Annotated in this window: 21 protein-coding genes; 7 read left to right on the top strand and 14 right to left on the bottom strand. The window is 47.3% G+C overall.

Going from position 1 to position 21,145, the window contains the following annotated elements; all coding sequences use genetic code 11:
- Entirely contained in the window at nt 1-558 is a 558-nt protein-coding gene (locus RG959_RS04385; RefSeq protein ID WP_342796106.1) for a hypothetical protein, read from the top strand.
- A 293-nt stretch (nt 559-851) separates the two neighbouring features.
- Here RG959_RS04385 and RG959_RS04380 read toward each other — a convergent pair whose 3' ends face one another.
- Nucleotides 852-1,652 carry a YihY/virulence factor BrkB family protein gene (locus tag RG959_RS04380; RefSeq protein ID WP_342796105.1) on the bottom strand — a complete coding sequence of 267 codons (801 nt, stop codon included), beginning with the start codon at nt 1,650-1,652 and terminating at the stop codon, nt 852-854.
- 238 nt (nt 1,653-1,890) lie between these two features.
- On the opposite strand from RG959_RS04380, the gene RG959_RS04375 reads away from it, so the two are divergent.
- On the top strand, nt 1,891-3,249 hold the full coding sequence (locus RG959_RS04375; protein ID WP_342796104.1) for a glycosyltransferase family 2 protein: 1,359 nt from the start codon (nt 1,891-1,893) through the stop codon (nt 3,247-3,249).
- 61 nt (nt 3,250-3,310) lie between these two features.
- Here RG959_RS04375 and pduL read toward each other — a convergent pair whose 3' ends face one another.
- Together pduL and RG959_RS04365 are read right to left on the bottom strand one after the other, a co-directional pair.
- The gene (gene pduL, locus RG959_RS04370) at nt 3,311-3,895 is read right to left on the bottom strand and encodes a phosphate propanoyltransferase (RefSeq protein ID WP_251271369.1); all 585 of its coding nucleotides are present in this window, start codon (nt 3,893-3,895) and stop codon (nt 3,311-3,313) included.
- Between the two features lie 85 nt (nt 3,896-3,980).
- Nucleotides 3,981-4,436: a GNAT family N-acetyltransferase gene (locus RG959_RS04365; RefSeq protein ID WP_251271368.1), complete on the bottom strand. Its 456-nt coding sequence runs from the start codon at nt 4,434-4,436 to the stop codon at nt 3,981-3,983.
- 252 nt (nt 4,437-4,688) lie between these two features.
- Here RG959_RS04365 and RG959_RS04360 point away from each other — a divergent pair, with 252 nt between their 5' ends.
- From RG959_RS04360 to RG959_RS04340, 5 genes are all read left to right on the top strand, one after another.
- Nucleotides 4,689-6,083: a cytochrome ubiquinol oxidase subunit I gene (locus tag RG959_RS04360; RefSeq protein WP_251271366.1), complete on the top strand. Its 1,395-nt coding sequence runs from the start codon at nt 4,689-4,691 to the stop codon at nt 6,081-6,083.
- Nucleotides 6,083-7,093, top strand: a complete 1,011-nt coding sequence (gene cydB / locus RG959_RS04355; RefSeq protein ID WP_342796103.1) for a cytochrome d ubiquinol oxidase subunit II — start codon at nt 6,083-6,085, stop codon at nt 7,091-7,093. Before RG959_RS04360 ends, cydB begins: the two co-directional genes overlap by 1 nt.
- Nucleotides 7,093-8,811: a thiol reductant ABC exporter subunit CydD gene (gene cydD / locus RG959_RS04350; RefSeq protein WP_342796102.1), complete on the top strand. Its 1,719-nt coding sequence runs from the start codon at nt 7,093-7,095 to the stop codon at nt 8,809-8,811. The genes cydB and cydD overlap by 1 nt, the downstream gene beginning before the upstream one ends.
- Entirely contained in the window at nt 8,777-10,468 is a 1,692-nt protein-coding gene (gene cydC, locus RG959_RS04345; RefSeq protein WP_342796101.1) for a thiol reductant ABC exporter subunit CydC, read from the top strand. Before cydD ends, cydC begins: the two co-directional genes overlap by 35 nt.
- Before the next feature lie 119 nt (nt 10,469-10,587).
- Nucleotides 10,588-11,538: a bile acid:sodium symporter family protein gene (locus RG959_RS04340; RefSeq protein ID WP_342796100.1), complete on the top strand. Its 951-nt coding sequence runs from the start codon at nt 10,588-10,590 to the stop codon at nt 11,536-11,538.
- Between the two features lie 273 nt (nt 11,539-11,811).
- Here the strand turns inward: RG959_RS04340 and RG959_RS04335 are convergent, their stop codons facing one another.
- The 11 genes from RG959_RS04335 to ureE all read right to left on the bottom strand — a co-directional run bounded on the left by RG959_RS04335 (nt 11,812) and on the right by ureE (nt 21,143).
- Nucleotides 11,812-12,522, bottom strand: a complete 711-nt coding sequence (locus tag RG959_RS04335; protein ID WP_342796099.1) for a DNA alkylation repair protein — start codon at nt 12,520-12,522, stop codon at nt 11,812-11,814.
- Nucleotides 12,523-12,583: 61 nt separating this feature from the next.
- A complete protein-coding gene (locus RG959_RS04330; protein WP_342796098.1) occupies nt 12,584-13,000 on the bottom strand; it encodes a universal stress protein in 417 nt (138 codons plus the stop codon).
- 60 nt (nt 13,001-13,060) lie between these two features.
- Entirely contained in the window at nt 13,061-14,527 is a 1,467-nt protein-coding gene (locus tag RG959_RS04325; protein ID WP_342796097.1) for a SulP family inorganic anion transporter, read from the bottom strand.
- Nucleotides 14,528-14,815: 288 nt separating this feature from the next.
- A complete protein-coding gene (locus RG959_RS04320; RefSeq protein WP_342796096.1) occupies nt 14,816-15,097 on the bottom strand; it encodes a mannitol-1-phosphate 5-dehydrogenase in 282 nt (93 codons plus the stop codon).
- Nucleotides 15,066-15,965, bottom strand: coding sequence for a mannitol-1-phosphate 5-dehydrogenase (locus RG959_RS04315; RefSeq protein WP_342796095.1), 900 nt, complete (start codon nt 15,963-15,965; stop codon nt 15,066-15,068). The genes RG959_RS04320 and RG959_RS04315 overlap by 32 nt, the downstream gene beginning before the upstream one ends.
- A gap of 213 nt (nt 15,966-16,178) precedes the next feature.
- A complete protein-coding gene (locus RG959_RS04310; RefSeq protein ID WP_342796094.1) occupies nt 16,179-17,687 on the bottom strand; it encodes an MDR family MFS transporter in 1,509 nt (502 codons plus the stop codon).
- A 239-nt stretch (nt 17,688-17,926) separates the two neighbouring features.
- The gene (locus tag RG959_RS04305; RefSeq protein ID WP_342796093.1) at nt 17,927-18,550 is read right to left on the bottom strand and encodes a HoxN/HupN/NixA family nickel/cobalt transporter; all 624 of its coding nucleotides are present in this window, start codon (nt 18,548-18,550) and stop codon (nt 17,927-17,929) included.
- Nucleotides 18,551-18,565: 15 nt separating this feature from the next.
- Nucleotides 18,566-19,381 carry an urease accessory protein UreD gene (locus RG959_RS04300; protein ID WP_342796092.1) on the bottom strand — a complete coding sequence of 272 codons (816 nt, stop codon included), beginning with the start codon at nt 19,379-19,381 and terminating at the stop codon, nt 18,566-18,568.
- The gene (ureG, locus tag RG959_RS04295) at nt 19,378-19,995 is read right to left on the bottom strand and encodes an urease accessory protein UreG (RefSeq protein ID WP_342796091.1); all 618 of its coding nucleotides are present in this window, start codon (nt 19,993-19,995) and stop codon (nt 19,378-19,380) included. The genes RG959_RS04300 and ureG overlap by 4 nt, the downstream gene beginning before the upstream one ends.
- Before the next feature lie 22 nt (nt 19,996-20,017).
- Entirely contained in the window at nt 20,018-20,704 is a 687-nt protein-coding gene (locus RG959_RS04290) for an urease accessory protein UreF (protein ID WP_342796090.1), read from the bottom strand.
- Complete coding sequence (gene ureE / locus RG959_RS04285; protein ID WP_242232607.1) at nt 20,697-21,143, bottom strand: urease accessory protein UreE; 447 nt, start codon at nt 21,141-21,143, stop codon at nt 20,697-20,699. The genes RG959_RS04290 and ureE overlap by 8 nt, the downstream gene beginning before the upstream one ends.
- Nucleotides 21,144-21,145 lie beyond the last annotated feature (2 nt).

Below are 21,145 nucleotides of genomic sequence, written 5' to 3'. Positions count from 1 at the left end.
TTGACGGTGACCTCTCTTTACGAACGCGAACTGTTGGCGGTTTTAAACGGCTTTTCTGATTATGTCGAGAAGCATGCAGACCCCGAACAGCTTGAACGGCTGTATCATACATGGATTCCGCTTCTCAGCACATACGTCACGCACGATGCAGTTGAATCTGCCCTTGATGAATGGTACGCCATGATCGAGAACGATTTCTTATGGCTTCATTATATCGAAGAAAAGCAGGTGCTTACAGCAAAACCCATTATTCAACACATATTGGAAAGATGGAAGAAGCCATTTGCGTTTGCAGGCTCCCGGCTTCCAAATGACAGATACGAGCACTGGGCAGACGGCATAAAATGGAACATAAGAACTGAATGTGCGGAGTATATCATCGGCATCGCGCTGCCGCTCGGAGAAAACGAGGCACTGCTTGTTCATTGGTTTGAAACAGACGAGGGATTTCAAGAGCTGCTGGAGGACGGTTTTTCTGAAACAAAGGATTTAACCCGGCAGCAATACTTGAACGGCCACTATTTAACCTGTTTGTCTTTTCAAAGCGACAACCCATAAAAAAGGAGCCCTGCCTAAAGAGCTCCTCAGTGTGTAGACAAAGTCTTTCGCTTTTAAAAAAGAGCTGGTAAGTGGTATTGCAGATTCACAAGCAAGGACCGAATAGAACTGTTCTCTTTTTTAAACAGAAAAATACGACCTTATGAGCTCTATACAATCTTGGCGGCGGGAGGGCAGCGCCTGCCCCATGGAAAGCGGAGCTGCCTGGACGCCGCCGATCCACTTCATTCATGTACACGGTCATCCACATCATTCTTCTACAGTCAGAGGAGCTCTGCCCAACGAACTCTTTTTTATTTTTGTTCTTTTTCCGCATTAAAAAGGCCGCCAAGCAAAATCACAACAGCCGTTAAATAAAACCAGAGGACAAGCACGATGATCCCTGACAGCTGCCCGTACAAGCGCGTATAGCTGACCGCCGCTGCATAGCTTTCAAACAGGAAAGACACGATCTGCCAGCCGAGTGCCGCGAACAGCGCGCCCGGCAGAACATATAAAATAGGCACTTGATCATTTGGGATAATTTTATAAAAAGCGATAAAAAACACCACTAAAAACAGGGTTCCAATCCCCCATTGGGCTGCCGGCCATATATCCAAAAGCCTTGACAGCTGCTCAAGCGTGCCCGATTGCGATACAAGCCAGTGCAGCACTCTTTCCAGCAAAGGAATCACAAACGACAGCGGCACGATGATCATAAAAATCAATGTAACGCCAAAATCGCGCAGAAGGCCTTTCCAGAAAGGGAGGTCCCGTTCAATTTTGTAGGCGTCATTTAGTGAGCGGCCCAATGACTGGACTGCCATCGAAGACAGCCAAAACGTAGAAACTAGGCTGAGTGACAGCACCTGCCCTTGTTCAGCAGAGAGTACAGCCGCGACGTTTTCTTCAATTAAGGTGAACGATTCCCCCGGCGCATACGGACGGATAAAATCGAGAATGGCCTGCTGATCCACTGGAAAAAAGCGAATTAATGAAAGCATAAAAATGATAAATGGAATCGCCGACAGCAGCAGGTAGTAAGCCGTTTGCGCCGCCTGATCATAAAAGCGCTCAGCAAAAAAGCGCCCTAAGATTCTCTGAGCAGTATTCATCTATCCACCTCCTTTTTTTATTTTTCCCGTTTCCGTGCAGAAGTAAGCCCGCTTGAGCGTGCCCGCCCGCCCCATTGTAGTGGAAAATCAGTATGAACTTTTACCTTCCCTTTTATAACAATTCGATAACAAACTGGGACATACCCCTTATTTTTCTTTTCATTTCCGTAACAACTCTTTTATCCTTTCTTTCTCTCACTATAATTAAGAACAGCAATTGTCGAGAGGAAGCTGTTCTATGAATCTATTGGTTTTTATATTGTTTTGTCTCAGCATTCTGTTTCCTGTTTTACATGTATTCTGCAGCACTCCGTCCCAGCGCGGGCGGTCTGGTCAAAAGCCTTCTGCCCCGAAAGGCATCAGCGTGTTAATTCCTTGTTTTAATGAAGCGGCGATTATTCAAACGTCGATTGATCACATACAATCTCTTTCTTATCCATCCCGTGAAGTCATTTATATTAATGATGGTTCGAGCGATGAAACCTTTGCGCTTTTAAAGGAAAAATTGGGCCTCGTTGAGTGTCAAAAACAAGCGCTCGGCCAGCTGGCCCATCAACCGATCCACGGTGTGTATCAATCCGGCTTCCTGCCGCATGTATTTGTGATCAACAAAGAAAATGGCGGCAAAGCCGATTCGCTCAATGCCGGTATTGAATACGCTTCTTATGAGATTGTGGTGACGCTGGATGCGGACAGCATTTTAAGTGATGATGCCCTGCCTTTGGCAAATGAAGCGTTTCAAACGCCAGATGTGATTGCTGCCGGCGGCATGGTGCATGTGCTGCAAACAAAAGCCGGCGGCCATTTCGGGCGCTTGTCTTTAAAAAGTGCCAACTGGCTGATTCGGGCGCAAATGCTCGATTTAATGAAAGGCTTTTACATTACAAAAGTGTCTTTAGCTCGGTTTCGTGCTCTGTCGATTATCTCAGGGGCGTTCGGTATTTTCGATAAGCGGGTTCTGCTCGAAGTCGGCGGCTACCGCACCACGCTGGGAGAAGATATTGATATTACCCTGCGTATCCAGCGGTACATTTCAGATCATCCGGCCAAACGCATTGTGTTTCTGCCGGAGGCTGTCTGCTATACCGAGCTGCCGGAAAACAACCGGGATGTTTTTAAGCAGCGGGTCCGCTGGCAAAAAGCGTTCGTTGATTGCATCATTCATTTTGCCCCTTTTTTCACTCGCACTCTTTTGCGAAAGCCTGTTTCTTTTTTTTGTGTGTTTGAAACGTTTATTGGCGGCACCGTTACCGCGTATGTTATGACGGCGATGCTGATTCAGCAGCTTACGCTCGGCTCAATGTTTATGATAGAGCATCTCGCTCTTTATGCTGCTGTGACCATGATGTTCGGCTCGTTTTGTGATATAGTCGCCATCACCCGCTCTCATCATTATGGCGTCTGCTTTAACCAAGGCGAAAGAGGGCGGCTCTTTACAGGCATCCTGTTTGACGTGACGATTTTTCGTTTCCTAAATCTGTTTTATGTGATGTACGGTACTATCGCTTACTTCTTTAACCGGACCGGCTGGAACAAAGTAGCCCGGACGGGACGGCGTTACAAAACGGCACCACCGGTACATAAAAAAGCAGTGTAAAACACTGCCCGAACAAAAAAAGGTTTGATCCCGGAGAGGATCAAACCTTTTTTATGTAAACTTACGCCCAAATGTCGCCTGTAGCGCCTTGAGAGATAAAACCGGCATTCGCTTCATCTGTATCGATATGCATTTCAAGCGCATAGCTTTCAGATACGCGGATCACGACATTGCGGAATGCGATTGGACGGTCGCCGCCGATTTCTACAGTCACGATCTGGCCGTTTTCTACATTGTATTTTTCTGCATCTGCTGGTGTCATATGAACGTGTGCCTGGGCAATGATTAAGCCTTCTTCAAGCTCCACTGTACCTGCAGGACCTGTGATCGTCACAGCTTCAGATCCTTTAATATCGCCTGACTCACGAAGCGGCGGACGTACGCCAAGCTTCATGGCATCTGTCCAGCTTACTTCCACTTGTGTAGCAGGACGGCATGGGCCAAGAACACGAACGCGGGCAATTTCACTTTTCTTACCAGCAATCGTTACCGTTTCTTCTGCCGCGAATTGTCCTGGCTGCGATAAGTCCGCACGCTTTGTGAGCTCGTGGCCTTTTCCAAATAAAATTTCAAGGTGCTCCTGTGATAAGTGGATGTGGCGGGCAGAAACCGCTACAGGAATCGTTCCATGGTTTGTTAATGACATCTATCTTCCAGCCTTTCTGGTCTTAAAAATTTTATACAGCACTTATTCTACACTATTTTCTTGTGAAAATACGAGCAATAAATGTTTACTGATGTTTTTTTTCCAGCAGTACCAGTTCTACACCCGGCTCCGGCAGCAGCGTATCCAGCTCTTCAAATCCAAATTTCTTATATAAATTGCGGGCAGGCTCATTTTTTGCGCCGGTTGTAACAAGAACCGTCCGCCCTGCTGATTCTTCCTGCAGAAAATATGTCAGGAGCTTTGAAGCAACCCCTTCATGAAAGTGTCCTGGATGAACAACCAGCCGTTGAATAAAGGCCGACCCATCTTCGTCTTTATAAGAAAGAAAGCCACACAGCTCTCCTTCTGTTAAAAATCCGATAAAAATTTCATCACTGTTTTTAATCATCTCTACCGTTTCATTTAAATGTGGAATGCCGTCATACCCAATTAATGACGCTTCCACTTTATAAGCAGGTATTTGCAGTGCCAGAATTTCCGCTGCTGTTGCTTCTTCCCCATGATGCAGCCGCTCAATCATCCCCGTAAACCCCTTTCATCGTTCTTTTATCCCTGATTATACACGCTTTTCCCTTTCATTTCAGAATTTACTCTCTTTTCACAGTGGAAAAAATAATTTGTGAAAAATGTCACAAATCATTCAAATTCTACGCTGAAACCCTATATCTTTTGGCAGAAAAAGAGAGTAAATTATAAAGCAGATAGAGAATGTGAACTAATTCACAATATAATATATTATTACTGTGTAAATAGGAGAAAGGGGATTTACGGGATGGATGAACTATTTTTAGCCCGGCTTCAGTTCGGGTCTACCACCATTTTTCACTTTTTGTTTGTACCGCTTTCAATCGGTCTTGTGTTTTTAGTCGCATTGTTTGAAACACATTACGTTTTAAAAGGCGACGAACGCTACAAAAAACTGGCTAAGTTTTGGGGGCATTTGTTTTTAATCAACTTTGCAGTCGGCGTTGTGACGGGAATTATTCAGGAATTTCAATTTGGGATGAACTGGTCAGAGTATTCCCGGTTTGTCGGAGACGTGTTTGGTGCTCCGCTTGCTATTGAAGCGCTGCTTGCTTTTTTTATGGAATCTACTTTTATTGGTTTGTGGATTTTTGGCTGGGACCGCCTGTCCAAAAAAGTACATCTTGCCTGCATTTGGCTCGTATCGCTGGGAACGATGATGTCCGCGCTTTGGATTTTAGCAGCCAACTCGTTTATGCAGGAGCCGGTCGGCTTTGCTATCAAAAACGGCCGGGCAGAAATGAATGACTTCTTTGCTCTGTTAACCAATCCGCAGCTTGCGGTAGAATTTCCGCACGTGATTTTCGGTGCGCTTGCTACAGGTGCTTTTTTCATTGGAGGCATCAGTGCTTATAAAATCATTAAAGGCTATGAAGTAGACTTGTTTAAACGGTCCTTTAACCTTGCTATGACCGTCGCCTTGATCTCAGGGCTTGCCATTGCATTTACCGGCCACGCTCAGGCGAAGCACTTAATGGAATCACAGCCTATGAAAATGGCGGCCAGTGAAGCGCTTTGGGAAGACAGCGGTGATCCGGCTTCATGGACAGCATTTGCATTCATTGACTCTAAAAATCAAGAAAACTCATTTGAAATTAACATTCCGTTTGCGCTCAGCTACCTGGCATATGAAAAATTCCAGGGGGACGTGCCGGGGATGAAAACTCTACAGGCAGAATATGAAGCAAAATACGGAGAAGGCAACTACATCCCGCCGGTTAAAACAACTTTCTGGAGCTTCCGGATTATGGTGGGTGCCGGTATGGTGATGATTCTTGCATCGGTGCTGGGCCTTTATTTCAGCTATCGGGAAACACTTGTCCAGAAAAAATGGTTCCTGCGCGGCATGGTGGCGCTTATCTCGTTCCCATTCATCGCAAACTCTGCCGGCTGGATTATGACGGAAATTGGCCGTCAGCCGTGGACGGTGTTTGGACTGATGACAACGTCGGCATCTGTTTCACCAAACGTCAGCGCCCAGAGCCTGCTTCTGTCACTTATTGCTTTTTCTCTTGCATATACGATTTTAGCGATTGTTCTTGTTTACTTGTTTGTCCGCGAAATTAAAAAAGGCGTTGAGCATCACGAGGCGGCGCCAGAAACGCAAACGATTGATCCGTTTGATCAGGAGGTGTACATGTAATGGGCTTGAATGAGTTATGGTTTTTATTGATCGCGGTCCTCTTTGTCGGCTTTTTCTTTCTTGAAGGATTCGATTTCGGCGTGGGTATGTCGACACGCTTTCTGGCGAAAAACAACTTGGAGCGCCGTATTATGATCAACACAATCGGTCCGTTCTGGGATGCGAATGAAGTGTGGCTTTTAACAGGGGGCGGCGCTATTTTCGCCGCTTTCCCTCACTGGTATGCGACGATGTTCAGCGGCTACTATGTTCCGTTCGTCTTCGTTCTGCTTGCGTTGATCGGCCGCGGCGTAGCGTTTGAATTCCGCGGTAAAGTCCACAGTGAAAAGTGGACCAAAACATGGGATTACGTTGTGTTTTTCGGCAGCATCCTGCCGCCATTTCTGTTCGGTGTCTTGTTCACAAGCATCCTCCGTGGTATGCCGATTGACGCTGACATGAACATGTATGCAGGCTTTAGCGATTTCGTGAACATCTACTCTGTAACAGGCGGGGTTACTGTCACAATTCTTTGCTTCCTGCATGGCTTATCCTTTTTAACACTAAAAACGGTCGGTGACCTGCAAAACCGTGCCCGCTCACTTGCGAAACGAGTGGTCTGGCTGGCGGTCGCCGCGCTCGCTCTGTTTGTTGGATTGTCTTATATCTACACAGATGTTTTTACGGTTCGCGCAGCTGTAACCATCCCGATGATCGGTGCAATTGTACTGGCTTACGTGCTGGCAGCCGTATTCCTCATGAAAAAACGGGACGGCCTTGCTTTTGTTTCAAGCGGCGCCGGTATTGTATTAACCGTTGCGCTCATTTTCGCTTCGCTGTTCCCGCGGGTGATGATCAGCTCTATGTCTGCCGCTTATGACTTGACGGTATACAACGCAGCATCCGGCCCTTACTCACTTAAAGTCATGACGATCGTGGCGGTGTCCCTGCTTCCATTTGTAATCGGCTATCAAGTGTGGAGCTATTACGTGTTCCGGAAACGAGTCGACGGTAAGGATTTGACATACTAATGGGAAAAGATCTATTTCGCTATAAAGGTGTAGTTCCGGTGCTTGCCGGACTCACCTTTTTCACTATTATCCAGGCAGTGCTGATTATTCTTCAGGCAAAATGGCTTGCAGGCGCCCTTACCCGGCTTTTCAACGGTGAAACGCCGAATGCGGTGTTTCCAATGATGATGCTGTTTTTCGGTGCGCTGGCCGGCCGCTACTTTATTGGCTTTTTAAAACAAAAAGTGGTTGAGCACTACTCGGAAAAAACGAGCACGGCGCTCCGCCGTGATGTGCTGTCAAAACTGTTTGCACTCGGCCCCCGCTATTCAAAACAGGAAGGAACCGGGCGGCTTGTCACATTGATTATAGAAGGAACAAACCAGTTCCGTACGTATTTGGATTTGTTTTTACCGAAAATGATGAACATGATGATTCTTCCATTGGCGATTTGGCTGTTTGTTCTGTGGACCGACCGGACATCCGGAATCGTCTTGGCCATCACACTCCCTGTTTTACTCGTTTTCATGGTGCTATTAGGACTTGCAGCCCGGAAAAAAGCAGACAGCCAGTGGGAGGGCTACCAGCGGCTCGCCGGCCACTTCACAGACTCGCTTCGAGGGCTGGAAACATTGACGTTTTTAGGGCGCGCGCGCTCACATCGTAAACAGATCGAGCATGTAAGCGAACAGTACCGAAAATCAACGATGAGCACTTTAAAAGTCGCTTTTCTTTCTTCTTTTGCGCTCGACTTTTTCGCGATGCTGTCTGTCGCAACCGTTGCGGTGTTTCTCGGTCTTGGGCTTGTAGATGGAAAAATGACACTTCTGCCGGCGCTCACTGTGCTTATTTTGGCTCCTGAATACTTTCTTCCGGTTCGGGAGCTCGGCACCGATTATCACGCCACTTTAAATGGTCAGGAATCCGGCCGCGCTATGCAGGACATTTTGGATACGCCTGCTTACACAGAGGCCGCTGGTTTTTCCCTTTCATCGTGGTCAGAGCATGATGAACTGACGTTGTCAGGCGTGAATACCGCTTCCCTGCAAAACATCTCTCTTTCTATTAAAGGACGGGCAAAAGTCGGCATTATCGGGGCAAGCGGCGCGGGTAAATCCACTTTAATCGACGTACTGGGCGGTTTTTTAGGGGCTGATGCTGGAACCATTTCGGTGAACGGCCAGACTGTTTCCCATCTTCAGCAGCCGGCCTGGCAAAACCAGCTGACTTATATTCCGCAGCATCCGTATATTTTCAGCGGAACATTGGCAGATAATATCCGCTTTTACGAACCGGATGCATCAGACGAAGAAGTCATCGAAGCAGCCAAAAAAGCGGGTCTGTCTTCGCTTGAGGAGCTGCTGCATACAACGATCGGCGAAGGCGGACGCCGCCTGAGCGGCGGGCAGATGCAGCGTGTAGCAGCAGCCCGGGCTTATCTCAGCAACCGGCCGGTTGTACTGCTTGATGAACCGACTGCGCATCTGGATATCGAAACCGAAGCGGCTTTAAAAGAAACCATGCTTCCTCTTTTCGATCAAAAGCTTGTACTGCTGGCCACGCACCGGCTTCACTGGATGCAGGAAATGGACTGGATTATCGTGATGGAACAAGGACAAATTGCCGAAGCAGGAACACATGATGAATTAATGAAGAAAAACGGCTTGTACGCCTCCCTCGTACAAGCCGCACGAGGTGATACACATGGGGTGGCTGATTCCTTACCTGAAAGAACATAAACGATTGCTCATTCTGGTTGTTCTGCTTGGCGGACTGACCATTTTTGCAGCCAGTGCGCTGCTGTTTGTATCCGGCTATCTGATTTCAAAAGCCGCTTCACGCCCCGAAAACCTGCTGATGATTTACGTGCCGATCGTATTGGTACGCACCTTCGGCATTATGCGGTCCGTTTCTCGTTATGTAGAGCGGCTGGTGAGCCATAGCCTCATTTTAAAAATCGTCTCCCGCATGCGCGTCCGGCTGTATGAAGTACTTCGCCCGCAAATGGCACGTTTTAAAACCGGTGACGCGCTCAGCTTGTTTGCGGATGATATTGAGCATTTGCAGGATGTATATATTAAATTGATTTTCCCATGGTTAAGCGCCCTGCTTTTATATGTCGCTGCTGTTGTGGCGCTTGGCTTTTTCTCTATTCCGTTTGCTCTTGTGATGGCGCTGTACTTTTTCATTTTTACTGTGCTTGTTCCGCTTGTTTCGCTGCTGGTTATGAAAGCAAAGCAGGCGAAGCAAAAAGAACAGCGTGCTGCGCAGTATGGCCGGTTAACCGATGCGGTAATGGGCATGGGCGACTGGCTGTTCAGTGGACGCCAGCAAGCGTTTGTGGATGACTTTGAGCGTGCTGAACAAAAATGGACAGAGCTTGAATCGGCTAAACGGGCTTTTGCCCGCAGCCGCGACTTTGGTCTGCAGCTGCTTGTCGGAGCGGCGGTTGTCACCATGATGGTATGGGCAGGCGGCCAAAGCGTTAACAGTGAAATGGCACCGATCTTAATTGCTGCTTTTACACTGGTGCTGTTTCCGATTATGGAAGCTTTCCTTCCCCTTTCTTCAGCAGCACAGGAGTGGACCGGCTACGTCCAGTCCCTCGGCCGTCTTGAAAAAGTTGAAGAAGGAAAAACGGAACCAAACATTATTCAGCCGGTTTTCGTAAAAGGAGTGCCGGCACTTTCTTTTGAAGATGTATCTTTTTCTTACAGCGAAACAGAACCGGTATTGAAGCATTTTCAATTCTCTGTGCCGGCAGGGGAAAAAGTAGCGATTCTCGGTCCGAGCGGCGCAGGGAAATCAACAATTATGCAGCTGGCAGAAGGATTAATTTCTCCGCAGGCCGGCACAGTATTGGTAAATGGAAATGAACCGGATGAATACATTTCCCGGGAAATAGCAGTGCTGAACCAGCAGCCATACTTGTTTAACACAACGGTTATGAATAATATCCGGCTCGGCAGCCCGCAGGCAACAGACGAAGAAGTCATCGAAGCGGCCAAACGGGTGCATATGCATGAGTATATTGAATCCCTTCCAAACGGATATGGAACGGTGATGCAGGAAACCGGGGCCCGCTTTTCCGGCGGAGAGCGTCAGCGGATTGCCCTGGCCCGTATTTTGCTGCAGCAGACCCCTATCGTTATATTGGATGAACCGACGATTGGGCTTGATCCTATGACGGAACGGCAGCTGATTGATACCGTATTTGAAGTGCTGGATGGAAAAACCGTTATCTGGATTACTCACCACTTGGCGGGTATGGAAAAAATGGACCGGATTGTCTTTTTAGATAACGGACAGATTCAAATGAACGGCACACACGAAGAGCTGTTCCAGCAGGAAAAACGCTACAAACGGCTTTACGAGCTGGATATGGGGATGAAGTAAGAACAGTCTTTACGGCTGTTCTTTTTTATTGTAAAAAATTAATTAACTTAAAAAATCAGAAAATACGCCCTATTTCGACTTATTTTATGCTATTCTACTATAACGGAGGTGAATACGAATTGAATACATTCGTAAAAGTTAGTCAATTTGCCGGCAAAACATTTGCTATTTGGGTGCTTTTGTTTGCGGCACTCGCATTTTTTCTTCCCGCACAGTTCACATGGATTGCGCCCTATATTTCTATTTTACTTGGTGTGATTATGTTCGGGATGGGGATGACTATTTCGGGAGAAGACTTTAAAGAAGTCGGCCGGCATCCTGTAAAAGTGATCATCGGGGTTTTAGCCCAGTTTATTGTGATGCCTTCTTTGGCTTTTGCTCTCGCAAAAGGGCTTCGGCTGGAGCCGGAAATTGCGATTGGTGTAATTTTAGTAGGCTGCTGCCCGGGCGGTACTGCCTCTAACGTCATGACGTTTTTGGCAAAAGGAAACACCGCTCTATCCGTGGCCATTACATCAGTATCTACACTGCTGGCACCGATTTTAACGCCGGCGCTTATATATCTTTTAGCGAGCGAATGGCTTGAAGTGTCCGCTTCTGCCATGTTTATGTCAGTGGTGCAGGTTGTGCTTGTGCCGATTATTCTCGGCTTGATTGTGCAGCGGTTCTTTAAAAAACAGGTGCAAAAAAGCGTGGACATTTTGCCGCTCATTTCCGTTATAGCGATTGTGCTGATCGTCGCAGCTGTAGTGTCAAATAGCAAAGAAAAAATTGTAGAATCCGGACTGCTTATTTTTGGTGTTGTGATCTTACATAATGGTCTTGGTTATTTGCTTGGATACTTAGCAGGAAAACTATTTAACATGCCATATGAAGACCGAAAAGCCATGGCGATTGAAGTCGGTATGCAAAATTCTGGACTCGGCGCTGCTCTTGCAGCCGCTCATTTCAGTCCGCTTGCTGCTGTGCCAAGTGCCATTTTCAGCTTCTGGCACAATATTTCCGGCCCGCTTTTGGCCACCTACTGGGCGCGAAAAGCAGACCGGAAAGCGGAACGAAAAGCAGCATAGAAATCGTATTTTTTATTAGATGAATGCTTTGCCCGACAAATAAAACAAGTCTCTCATACAAGAGAGACTTGTTTTTGTTTGGTCCATTTGGATAAGCAATGAAGTATCCCCGGTTAACACCTAAACTAAAAAACGCTCTGCCATAGTACTGGCAGGGGTCCAGTCTTTGCAAAGCGCTTTTTAGTTTAGGTGTTCGATTACGTATAAAAATCTTACCATGAACTTTTTAAAAAATCTTTTTTACTGTTATATTATCTTACAAAAAATTTCTATCTAACAAATACACGTTTTTCTCTTTTTACCGACTGCCTTTCGTTCTTCTATTTTTTGAATGTACGCTGTGGCAAGCGGAACTTTGCAGGCCGTATCCCCAACATCGACGTGTACGCTCCCTATACGTGCTGCAATTTCCTTCGCCCGCTCTGAAAGCGGCTTATAATAAGCACCCACGCAAATCACAAAATAATTCATCACGTACCGAACGCGGTTTTGCTCCGTATGAATGTTTTTTTCCACTCTGTTCAACAGTTTATGGACTTCTTCCCTGTCTACCTCGTCATCTGGAGCGATCGACAGGTAATTGCTGTAGGTGCTCCATCCGGCAGCCGCAATCATTTCTTCACCCGACTGCATCCACTCTCGCGCAAGCTCAAGTGCAAAAAGGGATTCCGCTGCAACTTGTGCGACTGTATATTCACTGATCATATACCAGTAAGCACCCTGTACCCATTCGTTCAGCCGTTCTTTCGTCATTTCTTTCGGCTTCACTGTCAAACCCGCTAAATACATAGCATCGCTATTGCCGGATGCGTACAAGTCGTAGACGAGCTGCTGATCTTTTTTTACCTCCTTGACAAAATGTTTTTTTAAATCGCCGACTTTGACACCAAAAAACGGCTCTTTGGCTCCGTGACGGGCAAGTGTTTTTTTCGTTTGATCTGAACCGAACTGCTCAAGCTTTTCCATTACTTCTTCATACGTCATGTTCAAGCCCCCTTTTCTTTATTATAAAGAAAAGCCATTCTCAAAAAGAGAATGACTTGGATTATTTCACAATTAATACAGGGCAGTTTACACGCTTCGCCACTTTATGGCTGACGCTGCCAAGCACCATTTCCTGCAGACTGTTCAAGCCGCGGCTGCCGAGCACTACATAGGAAACAGCTTCCTTATTCGCGTATTCTACAATCGCCGGTCCCGGCACGCCGTGAAGCAGTTGAATTGAATATGAGACGCCTGCTTCTCTTATTTTCTGTTCTGTGCTTTGAAGCTGTTTTCTTCGCTTTTGTTCCAGATCAATAGCGCCCGCACTGTGCAAGACGTCCCTTTTGGATTGATCAAAATCAACGACGAATACAATCACAATCTCTTTGTTCAGCACTTTGGCCAGCTTAATCGCTTCCTCCGCTGCCCGAAGCGCGTGGCTTGATCCGTCTGATGCCAGTAAAATACGACCGTTCATCAACATCCCCCTTTGTTTAAAAAAAGCGCACTGCTTTTACACAATGCGCTCATTTACATGTTAATGTCCAGACAGCTTTGCGTCCTGCTTATCGTGAACAGCCATCCGTTTCACCATGGATGAACTTGCTTCATTTAAGCCTGTCAGGACGGCTTTAATGCCATTATCACGGTATTTCAACACAATTTTATCCACCGCCGCCACGCCAGAATCATCCCAAATGTGTGCCTCAGAAAAATCAATATGCACATTCTTAATTCCTTCCGGCTGATAGTCGAATTCATTCACAAAATCCGTAACGGATGCGAAAAAGATTTGTCCTGTTGCTTTGTAGTGAAGCGTATCCCCCTTGTGGAAAGACGATACAGTTACCTTTGAAATTTTCGCTGTAAAGAAAATCGCACTAAGCAGAATGCCGGCGAACACTCCTTTTGACAGGTCATGTGTGAGCACGACGGTTATGACCGTCACGACCATGACGATGCTGTCCGTGATCGGAATTTTCGTGACGGCTTTAAGAGACGACCAGTCAAATGTGCCAATTGAGACCATAATCATGACACCAACCAATGCCGCCATCGGAATTTTTACGACTACATCGCCGAGCACCATAATTAAAAACAGCAGAAACGCTCCTGCCACAAAGGTAGACAACCGTCCGCGGCCGCCGGATTTCACATTAATAACCGATTGGCCAATCATGGCACAGCCCGCCATGCCGCCAAAAAAGCCGGTTACAATGTTTGCAATTCCCTGTCCGCGTGCTTCCCGGTTTTTATCGCTTGTCGTATCCGTCATATCATCCACAATGGATGCGGTAAGCAGTGACTCTAAAAGGCCGACCATCGAAAGTGCTAAAGCTGTCGGGAAAATAATCGACAACGTCTCCATATTCAATGGTACATCTGGAATCAGAAATGATGGCAAAGACTGAGTAATGTTTCCAAGATCACCGACTGTCCGTAAATCGAAGCCGCCAGCTACTGCAATGATCGTCATGACAACGATCGCAACAAGCGGAGAAGGAACGGATTTAACGAAGCGCGGAAGGATGTAAATGATAGCGAGCGTTGCCGCCACAAACACATACATAACCACTGAACTGCCTGCGAATTGGGGCAACTGGGCAGTGAAAATTAAAATAGCGAGCGCATTGACGAATCCAACCATCACTGAACGCGGCACAAATTTCATCAAGCGCGCAATTTTTAGCCATCCGAAAATCAGCTGCAGCACCCCGGTTAAAATGGTAGCCGCAAACAAGTACTGAAGCCCATGGTCTTTCACAAGTGTTACCATCACAAGCGCCATCGCTCCGGTCGCAGCAGAAATCATCGCCGGGCGTCCTCCCATAAAGGCAATCACAACCGCCATCGAAAATGATGCGTACAGACCCACCATTGGATCTACTCCCGCAATAATCGAAAAAGCGATCGCTTCCGGAATAAGCGCAAGCGCTACGACAATCCCCGACAAGATATCCCCGCGGACGTTGCCGAACCATTCTTTTTTCAGTTGTGTAAACATAAAAAAACACGTCACCTCTAGTAATTTATTTTTTTGACCTCCAACTCTCATGGAAGTCACTACCCGTTTGAAGTTCTTTTATCATATCATGAAACTAGCTCGCTTGAAAACGCACGCTCGTTTTTCCCAGACTGGCAGCCTGGGCCGGAAAACGACAAAAAAAGCCGGAATCTGCTTTGTTGTGGCCGGATTTCTCATTTATCCGGCCCAAATCAAGCATTTTCCGGCCCAGCCGTGAAAAATCCGGCCCTGGGCATACAAAAAAAAGCTGATGGAATCAGCTTCTTTTTAAATTCCTTTTTCCCGCATCGATTCGTATTGTTTCATAACTTCAGCAAAGAGCGAGTCTGACTCATCCAGCTGCGTAAACTTTTTCAGCGCGGATTCAATCCCCCTATGTTCAATTTCCCCTTGCACTTCTACCGCTTCCGGATCCTGTGCATAGTCATATAAAAGCGCTGCTGCAATACTTTTGGCTAAGTAAACCGGCGTTTCACCGAGCAGCTGCTCGTACTGCTTGGCCGGACTGAGGAGACGGTCATTTCCCCCCAAGCTTACGAATCGGCGCACGGCCCACCCGGGTAATATCGTCGCGAATATGCGGGTTAGCAAACCGGCCGATGATTTTTTGGATATATTGGTCATGTTCAGACTGATCAAATCCGTATTTCGTCACTAAAAGACGCCCGGTTTCATTCAAGACTGCCTGGAGCGTCTTGGCAACGTGCTTCATTCTGAGTGCTTCATCAATCGTTTGGGCACCGGTCTGCCAGCCAAAATAAGCTGCGGCTGCATGACCAGTATTAACCGTAAACAGCTTCCGTTCAATGTACGGCTTTAAGTCCGGCACCCAGGTGATGCCTTCCACTGCCGGCTTATCGCCAATCAGCTTGAGTTCTTCCACTACCCACTCGTAAAATGGTTCAACGACCACCGTCAATTTATCCTCATTTGACTGGTTAGGCACAATCCGGTCAACGGCCGCGTCCGGAAATCCAGTTCGTGACAAAATAGCATTACGCTCTTCTTGTGGTATTTTCTCCAGTACCTTCTCTTTTAAGAGCGTACTCCCTCCGATCATGTTTTCACACGCAATTATATTAACAGGTGATGTCCGCTTCCGAAGACCTTCTGCTACAAGCCGCGAAATGTGCGGCAAAATCACCGGGCCAACTGCGGCTGTAATGAGGTCTGCCTCAACAATAGCTTGTATTACACGATCCGCTTCCTCAGCGCTGTTAATGGCCCGGACATTTCTCACCATATGCTCCTCACGTAATTCATCCGCCATTACAACCCGGTATTCCTTTTTTTCGTTCAGCAGGTCGACCACTTCACGATTTACATCTATAAAACACAATTCATATCCTGATTGATATAAAAGACTACCGATAAAGCCGCGGCCAATATTTCCTGCACCAAAATGAACAGCTTGCATATTCATTCACCTCTTCAACTATTCTCGTCATTTTTCTTGTAAGCAGCTCATTCTTTGGGCTGCTTACCAAGTGATGATGAAGCTTTTCTTCATTTATTTTATTTCTGGCTAAAAGCTTACCGATCTGATACTGCCCCTTTTACATTATCTCCTTCTGCTTTAATCGTAAACCTGCTCACGACTTGCTCTTCGAACGAGAAAAACGGCTCTTTTTTAAGTTGTTTGTTTTTTCCCTTCTACTTGCAGCTGTTCGTCTCCCATAAAGTAAACCGCCATAAACGCAAGCGCAATCGGGATAAGTGACCACAAGAATGTTGCCGCAATCGAATGGGACATCGCACTGATGATCACGTTCAAAATATCCGCTGGGATTTGAGCGCGCTGCTCGGACTGAAATATAGTCTGAAGGTTATCAATGCCGAACGTTCCTGTACCGCTTCCACCCAATTTATCCTCCAGCTCATTTGTTAACAGCTTCGTCTGGATAGAGCCGAAAACGGTAATACCCAGCGCCAGCCCAAGTGATCGGAAAAAGGAGTTGGTGGAGTTCGCCGAGCCGCGGTGCCGGTAATCCATTTTGTGTACACTCGCAGATGGCAGCAGCGAAAACGAAAAACCGACGCCAAGTCCAACTGTCACCATATAAACCGTCAGCAGCATACGGCTTGTCTCCGGAGAAATAGTTGCCATAAGAGCCATGCCAACCGCGTAGACAATCACAGAAATCCACATAATACGGCGGTAGGGCATTTTGGCCTGCGCGATTCCTGCAAAAGCACTTCCGGCAACGGACCCAAGCAGCATCGGCATTAAAATAATTCCGGCATTGGTTGCCGATCCCCCGTACACCGCCTGGACAAAAATCGGGATAAAAATCGTCAGCCCGACAAACGTAGCCCCGTACAAGAAAGCAAGTACCTGGGAGGACGCAAACAGCCGGCTGCGAAACATCCAAAACGAAATAATCGGCTCTTCCGCTTTTGTTTCGATCCATAAAAACAGCCCAATAAATACAGTAAACAAGCCAAACAGCAACACGCTCTGCCATGAAGTCCAGGCAAACTCTTTTCCGCCAAGCTCCAGCGCAAACATTAAGCTGATAACGGCTGTTACCAGTGTAACCGCGCCAGCCCAGTCAATTTTCTGCTTTGTATGCACCGGCGTTTCCTTGTAAAAGCGCCCAATCAGCAGCAGGGCTATCAGTCCAATCGGTACATTGACATAAAATACCCAATGCCAGCTGATGGCGTCCGTAATAAACGCACCGAGCAGCGGACCAATCACGCTCGAAGCGCCAAACACAGCACCAAGCATGCCGGTCATTTTCCCGCGCTGTTCGGCTGGAAACACATCAAATACAATCGTAAACGCAATCGGCATCAGTGCACCGCCGCCAATTCCTTGAATGGCCCGGTACACCGCCAGCTGTGGGATCGACTGGGCAACGCCGCACAGGGCAGAACCGATTAAGAATACAAGCAGTCCAAATACAAAAAAACGTTTCCTTCCATACATATCCGACAGCTTTCCGAAAATCGGCATGCCGGCCAGCACCGCTACTGCATATGCAGAGGTAATCCATACATAGCTGTCTACTCCGCCTAAATCAGCCAGAATGGAGCCGAGCGCTGTTGCCACAATCGTGTTGTCCATCGCAGCCATTAAAATGGCCAGCAGCAGCCCCGCCAGGACAAGCCGTAAATTTGTTTGTTCCGTCGTCATTCCACTCTTCCTCTCTTTTTTTACCTGATTACTAGTATAGCAACGAACGACAGAGCCGAACATTAAAAAGCGGTTTTGGGCAAAGAAAGCGGAACTCTTGCAGCAGGACGATTTCTTTGTCAGATAATCTAACCGGCTTGTTGTTCCGCTGCGCTCCCTTTCTGTATACTGAGGGTGTCATCTTTACAGAAGTATTGCCTCTAGGCAGAAAAAAAGCAGCCGGCTTACCGGCTGCTTTTTTATCCTGCGATCAGTCCTGAACCCGTCTCTATAATGTAATAAAGACCGTACAAAACGCTGATTAATGACGTGATCCGCATTAAAAAAAGCGGAATCGTTTTATGTGATGTAACTAAAAACGGAAGGCCCAGCAAAGTTGTAAAAAGCAGCATGCCGACAACTGTTCCCGCTCCGAAAATCAAAATAAACTGAAAGGCTTCTGAGCCGCTGTCAGCTTGTGTCGCTGTTAACAGCACCATGGCCGCACTTCCGGCAAGCCCGTGGATCACGCCAATCGTAAATGATTTTTTGTGGGTATGCTCATAATCTGCTTCGCCCGCCTTAAAGCTTCCACGCATTCCGTTTACACCTAAATAAACGAGCATGACTCCGACAAAACATTCGAGCAGAGCTGCAAGATTCTCAGGAATCTGCCGGCCCAGTGCGATCGCGGTGACGCCGATGATCAGCAGCGTAGCCGTATGCCCAAGCCCCCAAAACACACCCGTTAATGACGAGCGGTACAGCTTTTTTGTCCGGCTTGCAATAGTCGAAACCGCAATAATATGATCCGGTTCTGTTGCATGCTTAATCCCTAATGTAAATCCAAGCAATAAAATCGATAAAAGTCCGCCTTGAATCATAAATAGTTCCCTCTTTCAATACTTTCTAAGCTGCAGCGGCTCCTGGCCCAGTTTCCGGCGCAGCCAGTTGGTGCACTGCAGAATGATTTCTTCGGTGACATGAGAGGCGTGAGCCAGAATCCGTACGGTACAGCCGCCATTTTTCAGCGTAGAAAACCCAATCCGTGCTCCATCGTTATACGGAGCCAGAAGCGGCTCCAGTTCTTCCTGCCAGCCGGGCTCAAGCAGCGGCGAAACAATAAAAAGAGAGCCGACATGTGTATAATCCTCCATTTGCATAAGAGAAAACAAAGGCTGCTGGTCCGGTTTTAAAAAAAGATGGTCATACACCTGCAGCTGGCCGTCTTCGTACATTTTGAGCTTCGACCGAATCCACTCATAACGAAACGGCCGGCCGCTCTCAGACCAGCCCGGTGTTATGCTGTCGCTGTAAAGCAGCGTCGCCCCTTTTTCCATATAGATCGTGGTTGTCTGCTCAAAGCGTGCCTGCTCATACGCAATGAGCGGGTCCGGCATATACATAAACACACTGCCCGCCGCGAGAGATACGTTCATCGACTGAAAAACCGGCTCATGCGGTGTTTTATACACTTTTGCGGCAGACTGCGTCGTCAATATCATTCTCGCATCCTGTTCGAGAATCACCTCTGTATGATAGCGGTCGCCTCCTACGTATCCGCCGCCGACATGAAGGCTGTACACCGTTGGCTCGCTTTCATTAAAATAGATCGGGCGTGCTACTTTAAACGCGCCGTCAAAATACGTATCAGCTATCACCGTTTTATCGCCCCGGCAGACTGCTTTCATCCGCAGCGTGCCGGTCATGCTCATGCTTCCAGCCCCATCAAAAGCGCATTTTCTTTAATCCATTTCACCACGTCTTGAAGTCCCGTTTCCTCTTTTAAGTTCGTAAAGAAAAACGGCTTGTCTGCTCCACGTGATTTTTTCGTATCTTCCGCCATCACATCCAAATCGGCTCCTACATAGGGGGCGAGATCCGTTTTATTGATAATAAACAAATCTGATTTAATCATGCCCTGGCCGCCCTTACGCGGAATTTTCTCGCCCTGCGCCACATCGATAATGTAAATCGAAAAATCCACAAGCTCCGGGCTGAATGTGGCAGCCAGGTTGTCCCCTCCGCTTTCTACAAAAATAATATCCAAATCCGGATGTGCCTCTTTTAATTCATCAATTGCTGCAAAGTTCATGGAGGCATCTTCCCGAATCGCTGTGTGCGGACAGCCTCCGGTTTCCACTCCAATAATGCGTTTTTCCGGCAGAACCCCGTTTTTAATAAGAAATTGGGCATCTTCTTTCGTATAAATGTCGTTCGTCACAACGGCCATGCTGAATTCATCGTTCATCGCACGTGTGAGCTTCTCTACAAGCATTGTTTTGCCGGCACCAACAGGTCCTCCAACACCGATACGTACTGGTTCCATTCTGCACCACTCCTTTTGTTTTTCACGACATAAAAAGCCGAACAGGCAGCTGTTCATGGCGCATTTGTGCGATTTCAAGCCCCGGCATATTCATACCGAGCTCTTCTTCCGTCATCTCTTCTGTTTGGTCTGCAATCTCTCTTATCAACGGCTGCAGCGCCAGCAGGATCCGCTGGCCGTCTGTCTGCCCAAGCGGAATCGCCCGGACAGCATTTTGAATCAAAGACTGAACACCCGAAAAAAGGTGTGCAGCGATGGCATCTTTTTTGCAAGCCTGAAGATAATGGGCCGCCAGGGCAAACACAATAGACGGATGGCCGACCGCTTTCTTTTGGCGGATTTGTTTGTAGTACATATTGATCAACGGGCTTTCATATAAGTCCACACATAGCTTGGCCATTCGTTCACCAATCCTCCGAGTGCCTTCCCGTGTTTCTTTTGGCAGTGCCAGTGCGGAAAGCATGTGGTCAAGCTCCGTTAAATGATCAAAGCGGCCGGCTGCCACACCCTCATAAGCAAGCCGGCAGGCGAGAGCATCCGTATAAGCCATTTGATTGGCTATATAGATTCGCATGGCTGATTCGAATGTTTCAGCATTATGAATGCTGCCTTCGTAAATGTACGTTTCCAGTCCAAACGAGTGCGAAAACGCACCCGAAGGAAAATTGGAATCACACAGCTGCATAAAGGACAGCATTGGATTAATCATGGCTGTGGCCGATATGGCGGAATGCTTTTTTCACCTTGCGCTCTTCGCGGCGAAAAGGAATGCCGAGCTGCTCGAGAAGCTGTTCGACTAAATAGTCATACTGCACAATCATTTCATCGCCTTCAAACTGAGCCGGCAGATGCCGGTTGCCAAGCTGATGGGCAATGTCTCCCATTTGGCCGATTGACTCCGGCATAATAGTTAGAACATCATCGGCCAGCACTTGGATGACAATCATGTTTTTATCATCGCAGTATAAAATATCACCGTTCTGCAAGTCTTTCGGCTCCCGCAGCCGAATACCGAGCTCGCGTCCATGATCTGTTTTCACACGCTGAATGCGTTTAACAAGCTCGTCACTCGACAGGAAAACCCGTTCTGTATGCGGTGCACGAATATCATCTGTTTCCACATTTCCAATTACTTTTTCAACAATCACTT

The organism is Domibacillus sp. 8LH (genome assembly GCF_038806185.1).
Classification (GTDB): domain Bacteria; phylum Bacillota; class Bacilli; order Bacillales; family Domibacillaceae; genus Domibacillus; species Domibacillus indicus_A.
This window is presented reverse-complemented; position numbering and strand designations above follow the sequence as displayed.